This is a genomic window from Dyadobacter sp. CY347 (assembly GCF_021502655.1).
In the GTDB taxonomy this organism is placed as follows: Bacteria; Bacteroidota; Bacteroidia; order Cytophagales; family Spirosomataceae; genus Dyadobacter.
On the sequence record NZ_JAKFFT010000005.1, the window covers coordinates 130,663 to 142,019 of the forward strand.

Annotated in this window: 7 protein-coding genes; 4 read left to right on the top strand and 3 right to left on the bottom strand. The window is 46.4% G+C overall.

Features of this window, described 5'->3' with window-relative positions; translation table 11 throughout:
* Window positions 1–21: 21 nt before the first annotated feature.
* Window positions 22–2,574 (bottom strand): TonB-dependent receptor domain-containing protein, encoded by a 2,553-nt coding sequence (locus L0659_RS14910; protein ID WP_235127098.1) that lies wholly within the window; start codon window positions 2,572–2,574, stop codon window positions 22–24.
* A 199-nt stretch (window positions 2,575–2,773) separates the two neighbouring features.
* Here L0659_RS14910 and L0659_RS14915 point away from each other — a divergent pair, with 199 nt between their 5' ends.
* From L0659_RS14915 to L0659_RS14930, 4 genes are read left to right on the top strand one after another with little or no spacing between them, the layout of a single operon-like run.
* A complete protein-coding gene (locus L0659_RS14915) occupies window positions 2,774–6,028 on the top strand; it encodes a DUF1553 domain-containing protein (RefSeq protein WP_409019102.1) in 3,255 nt (1,084 codons plus the stop codon).
* Window positions 6,029–6,031: 3 nt separating this feature from the next.
* A complete protein-coding gene (locus L0659_RS14920; protein WP_235127100.1) occupies window positions 6,032–7,546 on the top strand; it encodes a DUF1501 domain-containing protein in 1,515 nt (504 codons plus the stop codon).
* 3 nt (window positions 7,547–7,549) lie between these two features.
* Complete coding sequence (locus L0659_RS14925; RefSeq protein ID WP_235127102.1) at window positions 7,550–8,086, top strand: hypothetical protein; 537 nt, start codon at window positions 7,550–7,552, stop codon at window positions 8,084–8,086.
* Complete coding sequence (locus tag L0659_RS14930) at window positions 8,087–9,901, top strand: M64 family metallopeptidase (protein ID WP_235127105.1); 1,815 nt, start codon at window positions 8,087–8,089, stop codon at window positions 9,899–9,901.
* Window positions 9,902–10,019: 118 nt separating this feature from the next.
* On the opposite strand, the gene L0659_RS14935 is transcribed toward L0659_RS14930, so the two are convergent.
* Entirely contained in the window at window positions 10,020–10,322 is a 303-nt protein-coding gene (locus L0659_RS14935) for a hypothetical protein (RefSeq protein ID WP_235127107.1), read from the bottom strand.
* A gap of 4 nt (window positions 10,323–10,326) precedes the next feature.
* Window positions 10,327–11,091, bottom strand: coding sequence for a ParA family protein (locus L0659_RS14940; RefSeq protein WP_235127108.1), 765 nt, complete (start codon window positions 11,089–11,091; stop codon window positions 10,327–10,329).
* Window positions 11,092–11,357 lie beyond the last annotated feature (266 nt).

Genomic DNA, 11,357 nt, shown 5'->3' on the forward strand with positions numbered 1-11,357 from the left:
AAAGCATTGATAGTGAAATTACTACCGTGGCGTGCCGCCGCCTGCCGGGGCCGGGCCGGATTGCTGGCCGCTGCCTTCACTTTTCACGTCGTCGTTGTTAACCGACTTCGCTTTGCGTTTCGGAGCGTCCATGGTCATCTTTCCTATTTTGTATGTAAATGTCAGCCTGATGCCGCGGTTGTACATGTAAATGTCATTCACCTGGTTGAATTCGAGTGATTTCAGTTCGGTATGCATTTTGAAACGTCTGCTCAGGAAGTTTTCGGCAGCCAGTCCCAAGCTTGCCTTTTTATCCGCAAATTCTTTTTTCACACCCACGGTATAAAATCCGAACCCGCCCTGGTAACCTTGCAACTGGACCGTATTTCCCTGCATAAACCCGAATGCCTGTGCTCCCCAGCCGTTTTTGAATGTCGCCTGCGAAAACAAACCGCCGCTAACCACAAACCCTGAGTTTTCCAATGTTCGCGCAACGCCTTTTTCAAATGTCTGCCCGGTCAGCGTAGCATAATACATGTTTGAGAAAATCCCGAAGCTGATCTTGGAAGTTGCCGCAACATTCGCGAAAATGTTAACACCATAAGCGTGCTGTTTTCCAATGTTTTCATACGTGGTAATGATGGCGCCTTCGAGCGTATCCGACGGCTGGCGCACTTGTGAGATCGCATTGTTGGTGATCCGGCCAAAGAACGTAGCATTAACGAACGTTTTCTTAATGTTTTTACTAACGCCCAGCTCAAAGTTGTTGGTCAGTTCGGGTCGCAGCTCCGGGTTACCAATGGTAATGTTCTGCGGGTTAGCCGAGTTGAAGTTCGGGTTCAGCTGCTGTAAACCGGGACGCTGGATCCGGCGGTTGTAACCTAGTTTCAAGGTTGTCCCTTTGAATGTTTTGGAAGCATTTACACTCGGCACAAGCACTCCATAATTACCTACTCCTACTGTTCCTTCATTCGTGCTCGCGTCAATAAATGTATGCTCGTAACGCAGACCACCCTTGAAAGTATAGCGCTTTTTGGTCGTATAAGTATAAGACGAGTAACCTGCCGCAATGTTTTGATGATAAGTCAAATCTCCCGCAGGCTGGTCCAGTTCGGGACGGAAGTCGCCCGTTGGCTCAGCGATCAGGAAATTGTATGCGCTGGTAACCTCTCTGAAAATCGCTTTACCGCCAAATTCCAGTAACTGGTTTTTCTTGATAGGCGTCTGATAATCAGATTGAAATGTAAACTCTTGGTTAATGCTCTTGTTCAGGTTGCGCTGACGGTTAATGAGCTCGCTGCTGCCGTTCAGGATATCAGCATCGAAATCATTGGTGAGGTCGTTGCGGCTGTAAAGCGTTGAAATGCTCCATTCCTGTTGTGGTTTAAATGTATGCAGATAGTCAATGTTCGCATCAATCGTTCCTGACAGGTTTTTTGCATCCACATTTCGTGCGGAGTTAAAGTCTGTTTCGCCTGTTGTCATAATGCGTGTGATCAGATCCTGCTGGCTGCGAAAGTTCCGTACACCATAGCGAACTCCTGCTGTAATGCTTTGATTTTTAGCCAGATCATAATCAAATCCAAGGTTATAGTTTCCGAATAAACCACGGCTCGATCCGTCGCCGGTTTGACGCGTAACGGTAGAAACATTGTCGACAATGCTCGTTTGTTCCAGGGTTGTTTTCGTGATCGTGTTATACATTCCGCGGCCGAAACCACCGATGGTGAAACCGGCTTTTCCTTTGCGGTAACCACCATTCAGTGACAGGATGGATCCTCTGTTTCCGATTCCGGAATCAACATTCAGGTTGAGTCCCTGCAAGCTGTTTTTCTTGGTAATAATGTTAATGATCCCGCCGGAGCCTTCGGCATCGTATTTCGCCGATGGGCTTGTGATGACTTCCACTGTTTTAATCTGGTCCGCAGGAATTTGCTTTAATGCATCCGCAACGCTGTTTGCAATGATCGTACTTGGCTTGTTATTCACCAGCACGCGGATGTTCTGGCTTCCGCGCAGGGATACATTGCCGTCCAGATCGACCGTCAGCAATGGCACTTTTCTCAGAATGTCCGTTGCGTCGCCGCCTTTTGCAGTAATATCTTTTTCAGCATTATAGACAAGTCTGTCCACTTTTTCTTCGATCAAAGCGGCTTGTCCTGTGACGGTAACTTCGTTTAATGTTTTGGTGTTGGACGACAAAGTAATGACGCCCAGGTCCAGTTCCTGGCCTTTCGCGATCGCAATGTTGTCTATGGTTTTATTCACAAATCCAATAAACGAAATCAGGACTTTATAATCGCCTGCTGCGAGCTTGGATAATGTGAATTTGCCTTTTTCATCTGCCACGGTTCCGTCAACTGCCGCGCCGGTTGCTTTGTTGTAAAGCGCAATGCTTGCGAATTCAATGCCTTTTGCAGAAGAAGAATCAACGATAGAACCGGATAATTTTGAATTTCCTTTCGGAGTTTGATCGCCCGCAGTTCCGGGCAGGGCCTTGGGCTGGGTAGTTCCGCCGGCACCTGGAAATTGTGCAATTGCAGGAGAAACGAAGGTGGCCAGAAAGATGATTGAAGCGAGAAAAAGTTTATTCATTGTTATGGGATTGTATTTTCACCATAAAAATGCAACGGAATAAAAAAACCTTATAGTAAATTATGATAAAGGCTTGATTAAACGGGATGGACGAAGCGCTGGCGTAGATAGAGCGTTGCGTAGCCTGATTTGGATCCTAGATCGTAAATATAGGGATTGCGGAAATTATTAGGATTAAACTTTGAATCCTAGTTTAAAAATGCTTAAAATCGGTATGACTATCACGGTTAGGGTTATATTATTTGCTTTATGCGGCGTTGCGATGCTTTCCTGCGGGCCCGACCTGCCCCGGGAGGTGCAGGTTGCGTACGACGAACTACCTGAAAAGCTCGATTATAACCAGCACGTAAAACCGGTGCTATCCGACAAATGTTTCGCTTGTCACGGACCGGATAAAGCCAAGCAAAAAGCCGGGTTAAGGCTTGATATCCAGGAAGCTGCATATAGCGATCTTCCTGAAAATAAAGGAAAGGTTGCGATTGATCCGGGTAATCTCAAAAACAGCGAAGTCTTCCACCGCATTCTTTCCGGTGATCCCGAATATATGATGCCAACGCCCGCTTCACATTTAAGTCTGAATGCGAAGGAAAAGGCAATTTTGGTCAAATGGATCAAAGACGGCGCTGCTTATAAGCCACATTGGGCATTTGTAAAACCTGAAACAGCTGAAATTCCGGGCGTAGAGCATGAAGATTGGATCAGAAACCCGATCGACAATTTTATATTGACCAAACTTGAAACTGAAAAACTCAAACCGTCCGCCGAAGCGGACAAAGAGCTGTTGCTACGCAGGTTATCTCTCGACCTGACCGGACTGCCACCTTCAATCGCTGAAATGGATGCTTTTTTGAATGATAAGTCAGCCAATGCATATGAAAGGCAGGTTGACCGGCTTATGAATTCACCGCATTATGGAGAGAAAATGGCAGTTGATTGGCTGGATCTGGCGCGTTTTGCGGATTCGCATGGCTATACCGTGGACCGCCTCCGTGACATGTCGCCTTATCGCGATTGGGTTATTAGCGCATCCAATCGGAATTTTCCCTACGATAAATTCCTGCACTGGCAGCTTGCCGGCGACCTGATGCCGAAGCCCACGAAAGAAATGCTGATTGCAACTGCATTCAATCGAAACCACCAGCAAAACATGGAAGGAGGGATCATTGAGGAAGAATTCCAAACCGAATATGTAGTAGACCGAACAAATACTTTCGGTGATGCAATGCTCGGACTGTCAGTGGGTTGTGCGAAATGTCATGACCACAAATACGACCCGATTTCACAGAAAAACTATTACGAGCTGTTTAGTTTCTTCAATAATGTAAAAGAAGCAGGACAGATTTCCTGGGATGATGCGCTTCCAACGCCAACATTGATGTTACCAACGGATGAAGAGGAAAAAATGCTCAAATTCCTGAAATCAAGGGAATTGGAACAGGAAAAAACGGTTAGACAAAATAGAAATAATGACCAGTCAGGTTTTGAGAAATGGCTGGGCAGTGCTGGTTTTCAACGATTGGCAAATCAAAAAATCCCGTCAGAGGGCCTGCAAGCGCAGTTTTTATTTGATAAAAATAACATTTCCGGCAACAGTTTGGTGAATGACATTAATCCAAAAGAAAAGGGGATAATGAAGCGCGAGTCGGGTATGACGGGGGATAAGCCTGTTTTTGTAACGCACGGCCAGGGATATGCCATGCACTTCAACGGGGATGTATTTTTGGATTTAAATCAGGTTGGTGTTTTCAGGAGATCGGAGCCATTCAGCATTGGGATCTGGGTCAATGTGCCTAAGGAGTTGAAAGAAGGCGTGATTTTGCACAAGAGTCAGGCCGAGCGGCTTTACAATTTTCGGGGCTATCATTTGTATTTAAAAAACAATAAGCTCGAACTTAACATGGCGCATACAGCGCCTTCCAATGCCATTACCAAAGTTTCAAAGGCCCATTTGCCGAGAGACAAATGGGTCCAGCTGACGATCACTTATGACGGATCTTCCAAAGCAGCCGGCTTTAAGCTGTTTCTCGACGGTGCAGAAATGCCTATGGAAACGGAAACGGACCAGCTAACGAAAGACATTTTATTTAAGTCCAATGTTCAGCCAGGATTACAAATTGGCGCCTGGTGGCGGGGAAACGGCTTTAAAGACGGGTTGGCAGACGACATTCTGGTGTATCACCGAGCTTTGACGCCGTTTGAAATTGGAATTCTGGCCGGTCAAAATGAATGGAAGTCAGTCGTTTCTTCTGATCGAAGTCAATGGTCGGAGAAGCAGCGGAATGTGCTTAGAGAATATTACTTAACAGTTGTTTCTCAATCGGTTACCAAAGCCGAAGCTGAGCTTAAAAAGATCCGGACGGTGCTGGCGGATTCTGCGGAGCATATTAAGGAACTCATGGTGATGCAGGAAATGCCGAAACGCAAAAAGGCGCACATTCTGTTGCGCGGGAATTATGATTCTTTCGGGGAAGAGGTCTTTCCTAACACACCCAAATCAATTTTGACATTCCCTGAACATTTGCCCAAAAACAGATACGGGCTCGCGCAGTGGTTGACTAGCAAGGACAATCCGCTGACTGCCCGGGTTGCGGTTAACCGGTTTTGGCAGAATTTCTTCGGAACCGGGCTTGTGAAAACCACGGAAGACTTTGGTAATCAGGGAGAAATGCCCAGTCATCTTGAATTGCTCGATTGGCTGGCAATGCGTTTTCAGGAATCGGGCTGGAATGTGAAAGTACTTAACAAGCTGATTGTCATGTCGGCCACTTACCGGCAGCGGTCGGATGTTTCGAGGGAAATCCGGGAAAAAGACCCTGAGAACCGGCTGCTTTCGCACAGTCCTGCCAACAGGCTTACCGCTGAAATGATCCGTGATAATGCATTGGCAGCGAGTGGATTGATTAATAAAAAAGTGGGTGGCAAAAGTGTCAGGCCTTATCAGCCGGATGGGCTTTGGGAAATTAACAATACAAGTTATCAGCGCGATTCGGGCGACGCCGTTTACCGGAGAAGCTTATATGTGATTACCAAAAGATCCGTCCCTAATCCCACGCTCGCCACATTTGACGCGACTTCTAGAAGTTTTTGCGTGGTAAGGCGGCAAAAAACCAACACACCACTTCAAGCGCTGGTCACGTTAAATGATCCTACATTCAATGAAGCGATGAAAGTCATGGGGCAGCAAATGGCTCTCAATAAGAATGTTAATGATGCGATCACGACCAGTTACCGGAAATTAACTGGCAGAAGACCTTCTGCGAAAGAAGTCGTTTTGTTGTTGGAATTACAAAAAAAGCAGGTTGAGAAATTCAGAAAAAAACCGCAAAAATCGGCGGGCTGGCTGGCAGAAGGGCAGTTTGTTGTCGATAAAAGTTTGGATGCGGCACAGATAGCGGCTAATACGGTTGTTGCAAGCACAATATTGAATTCGGATGCATCCTTAACCAAGCGATGAACCATGGAAAACCATCACGAAGAACCATTCAGGATCAACAGCCCTGAATTTGATATACTGAACAAAAAGCTGGAAAGGCGGAATTTTCTCGTCAAAACGTCGCTGGGGCTCGGCGCGCTGGCAATGGGATCACTGTTTGGCGCACAAAAATTATTTGGTTCAGGCGCAGCCGCAACAACCGAAGGCGCAGCGGCATTGGAAGAGAAAGTCCTGAAAGCATTGCCGCACATCGCGCCGAGGGCAAAAAGGGTTGTTTACCTGTTCATGGCCGGTGGTCCGTCGCAGTTTGAAACGTTCGATTATAAGCCCAAACTGGTTAATATGGCTGGTCAGAACTTGCCTGATTCGGTCAGAAAAGGCCAGAGACTCACGGGCATGAGCGCGAACCAGAGTTCGTTGCCGGTGGTTCCGTCGATCTATGGATTTAACCGGCATGGCAAAAGCGGGACGTGGGTGAGCGAGCTCATGCCGCATACGGCGAAGGTTGTGGATGAGTTGTGCATAATCAAATCTGTTTATTCTGAGGCTATTAACCACGATCCGGCGATCACATTTTTCCAAACGGGCAACCAGCTTCCGGGCAGGCCTTCAATTGGTTCATGGGTTAGTTATGGTTTAGGGACTGATAATCAGAATCTTCCATCATTCATTGTTCTAGTTTCGAAAAATGGTGCGAAGGATCAGCCTCTGTATGCCAGGTTATGGGGAAATGGCTTTTTGCCGTCAAAACATCAGGGCGTCCAGTTCAGGTCCGGAAAGGATCCCGTGCTTTTTTTAAATAACCCCGAAGGATACGACGGCACTGACCGTAAGGAAATGCTGGATTACCTGGCAAAACTAAACCAGCTTCAAAATGAACCCTACGGCGACCCCGAAGTGGACGCGCGGATTGCGCAGTATGAAATGGCTTTCCGGATGCAGACGTCCGTGCCCGAAGTGATGGACACGGCCGGAGAGCCTGATGAAGTTTTTGATTTGTACGGACCGGATAGTCGGGATTCGGGGACTTATGCGGCCAATTGCATTCTTGCCCGCAAGCTTTTGGAGAAGGATGTCAAGTTTGTGCAACTGTATCACCAGGGCTGGGACAACCACGGCGGATTGCCCAAAAGCATTGCGCACCAATGCAAAAATACGGATCAGGCAACAGCGGCGCTTATTATGGATTTGAAACGCAGGGGTCTGCTGGACGATACATTGGTTGTTTGGGGAGGAGAATTCGGGCGCACGGTTTATTCACAAGGCAAACTCACCGCCGAAGATTACGGCCGCGACCATCATCCGCGCTGCTTCACGATGTGGATGGCCGGGGCAGGGGTTAAGCCTGGAATCAGCTTTGGTGAGACGGATGATTTTAGTTATAATATTGTAAAAGATTCCGTGCATGTGCATGATTTTCAGGCCACATTAATGCACCTAATGGGCGTTGACCACGAACAGTTAACTTATAAATTTCAGGGAAGAAGGTTCCGGCTTACCGATGTGCATGGTCATGTTGTGAAGAGCATTCTTACATAACCCATGCGCACTGCAACTGTTTTCAGGGATTTTGTGTCACAAGTTATTATGTCCAAAATAGGCTTTTTACTTATAATAATGGTTGGAATTGCGCTGACAGGTTGTAGAACTTCTGAATCGACATTGTCTATTCAAAATGTAAGAAATTATGATCCGAAAGCTGCAAACCACATTCTTTTCCTGGATTTCAAGATCACCAAACGGAATGGAAAAACGGAAGCCGTCGAGCTGGTTAATGCGGTTTCTGGAAGTGGAACGCTAAAAAACAGGACTGCGCCTGTTCACAGTCCTTATCAGATCAATGTGATCCCACGATATTCGGTGGGTCACATGGAGGTCCCGCTGATTTTTGAGCATCCGCTTTATAAATCGGTTGAGTTGGCGAGCGAGGATGGGAAGTTGAGTAAACAGGATTTGAATTCAAAAGAAGGCATACTATCTGTTCGTATTCAAAAAGATAATGGCCTGGAAAAGATTGAATTACATAGCATTACACCTGAAAAAGGCGACAATAAAATTTACACACTAAACTTACAATAGATGGCCAGATTTTTTACCCTCGTACTTTTCTTATTCTCTTCTTTTAGTTGTTTTTCTCAGACTTTTAAGGTCGACACCCTTTATAAACATGGCGCTATCGACAACCGGGTTAATGTTGTCATTTTGGGTGATGGTTTCACGCAGGCCGAACTTCCGAAGTTTACAGAAGAGGCCAAGAAATTCGCGGATTTCTTTCTCAACTATGCCCCGTATGATGTTTACCGAAACTATTTTAACTTCTTTTCTATTGCTACGCCTTCGAAGGAAAGCGGCGTAAGCAATCCCGGCAATGCTCCCGACGCATATCCAGATCAGCCGGTCGGCAAGAAGGACACTTACTATGGCGCGAGTTTCGGCGAATACATACATAGGCTCGTCGTTGTTCAGAACTATCAAAATTTAACCGATGTGCTGGCCTTCAACTTTCCGACAGCTGATTTGGTCGTGATGCTGGTCAATACACCATTTTATGGCGGTTCGGGCGGCGGCATTGCGGTTCATACATTGCATTCAGCAGCGAACACCATTGGCGTTCATGAAATTGGCCATACATTTTCGGCTCTGAATGATGAATACTGGGCCGGGCCGCAATACGGCTGGGAGGCGCCCAATATGACTGCCATCACCGATCCGGCTACAATCAAATGGAAAAACTGGTTAAACGAAACGAACATTGGCATATTTCCGCACGGGGAAGGCGAGGCAGCAAAATGGTTTAAGCCAACACATGCCAACTGCCTGATGGAATATCTGGACCGGCCGTTTTGTGCAGTTTGCAAGGAGGCAACGGCTGAGCGGATCCTGCAAGTTGTGAGCCCGATCGATCGGGTTATGCCGGAACCAGCGCAGGCAATCGTACTTTCGGAGCAACCACAAACATTTAAACTGAACCTTGTTGAGCCCGAGCCCAACAGCTTGAAAGTGGAATGGAAATTGGACGGAACGTTGATCAAGACCGGAAGCGAAATTACCTTGAATGTGACTGATATGCAGGACAATACGGGCAACTTGGTCGCTTCTGTGTTTGACTCAACATTACTTAGCAGGCGGGAAAACAGGGAAGATGAGCGCACAAAAACAATTCAATGGACTCTGGCTAAAAGCAACGCGCCGCTGGTATTCAAGGTGAAAATTTCTGATCCCGGCATTTGTCCGGGCGAGTTTAGTTTGCTTACCGCATCGGGTTGCGCAGGAACCGTTTCCTGGTCCACAGGCGAAACTGGTTTATCTGTTAAAGTAAATCCAAAAGTAACAACTGATTACGCCGTAACCTGCAAAATGCCCGGCCAGCCTGATTCAACATTAAAAGCAAAAGTCACCGTTTTCGCACAGCCCGAAGCCACTGCAACAAACACCGGCCCCTATCTTGAAAAAGAAACCATTGAAATTTCAGCCGGCGGCGGCATCAATTATTTCTGGCAAGGACCGGAAAATTTCAAATCCGAAACCCAGGTATCTTTAATCCAAAATGCAACGGTTAGAAATTCCGGCGTCTATGAAGTGCGGGTCGTCGACACAAATGGCTGCGCCGACACAGCGACAACGGAAGTAAAAGTGTCCCCGATATTAGCCATTGAAAATCCATCTAACGCACTCGTACAGGTTTCACCCAACCCGGCAAGAGGTTTTGTAAAAATCACCACAAAACTTTCAGGAAAATCACTTTTCACACTTTTTGATATTCAAGGCAGAAAAGTGCTTGATAAGCATTTCGAGCAACAAACAGAGCTGAACCTAAACAAGAGCACGGGACTGTATTTATACCGTTTCAGCAATGGAGGGAGAGAAGTCTCCGGGAAGCTGCTGATTGAATGAAATGATGAGTTGTTTAAGCTGCTGTCAGCCTGAGCGGACCGGGCCGCCGGGCGGTCGAAGGCGCGCTACTCCTCGGTAACGCGCCTTCGACTCCGCTCAGGCTGACAGGGCTAGCATGTCACTCACTAACCGACTTCGGCTTGCGGCCTACTTTGGTGCGATTTCTGATTTTATCTGGTCTTGGGCGGATTTCTTTGTCCTGGAAATACAGCTTTAAGGATTCGAGAATGATGTCTTTTTGCGTCAGGCCTTCCCAGTAACCGTAATCCTTCATGTTTTCCATTAAAATGTAATCACAATCGAATGTTACTTTGGTTGGCGCTCCATCTGCAACCTCATTGGGCTTGTTGTTATCAACCTCCTCCTGAATGTCAGCAACCCGCGGAAGCGGCGCAAAATCAAATTTCCTTTCCTTAGCCATCGTGTCAGTTATTGATTCGTTCTAAAATTTCTCGTGTCAGTTTGTAATAATCTTCGGCACCATTGCTGTTCGGTGCGTAATCAAATATGGTTGTTCCGTTCGCCTGCGCTTCGGAAAGCGCAATGTTGTCGCGGATATATGATGCCATGAATACATCGCCCAGTTGCTCTTTCGTGGCGCTGATCAGTTCATGGCTGATCTTTTTTCTGATCTTCGGGTTATATCTCGTTGCAAAAACACCCCCCAGGTTTGTACTCGGACTAATTTTCTTGATCTCCGCAGAATACACCAAAAAATTCCTCAGACCTTCATAACTCAAAAACTCAGCCTGCAAAGGAACATAATACTGGTGGCACGAAACCAGGGCCAGCCGCGTATTCCCATACAATGCAGGCGGGCAGTCAATGATCACAAAATCGTAGCGGTCCTTGATTTTTTCCAATGCAATTTTCAGGTTGAACGGAAACACCGGGGCCGCTTTGATAGTGTCTTCACGGTGTATCAATTCTGCCGATCCCGGCAATACATCAATATCCCCAACCCGCTTGACGATCTCATCAAATTCATATTCGCCGGTGATGAACGAGCCGCTGTCTTTTTTAAGCCCGGCATGTTGAATACCGAAACTCTTGGTAAGACTAGCCTGCGCATCCAGGTCAATAACCAACACTCTCGCATTGGCAAATTTGCTGAGACCGGCTGCAATACTCTGAGCCGAAGTGGTCTTTCCCACACCGCCTTTGTTGTTCACAATACTAATGATTTTCATTTAAAAGTATTATAAGTATAAAAAGATAATAGTTTATTTCAAGTTTGATACGTAAATAAACATAAAATAATTTTATACCTAATCCATATAAATAGAAAGTCTCAAAAGTTTTTTGTGTTGTAAATGTATCAATCTTTTTAAAAGAATAATATGTATTAAATGAATTTATTTTTGGTTGATTTGTAAGAGATTAATATCCAATGTGTTAATAGCCCTGTCAGCCTGAGCGGAGTCGAAGGCGCGTTACTCCTAGGTAACGCGCCTTC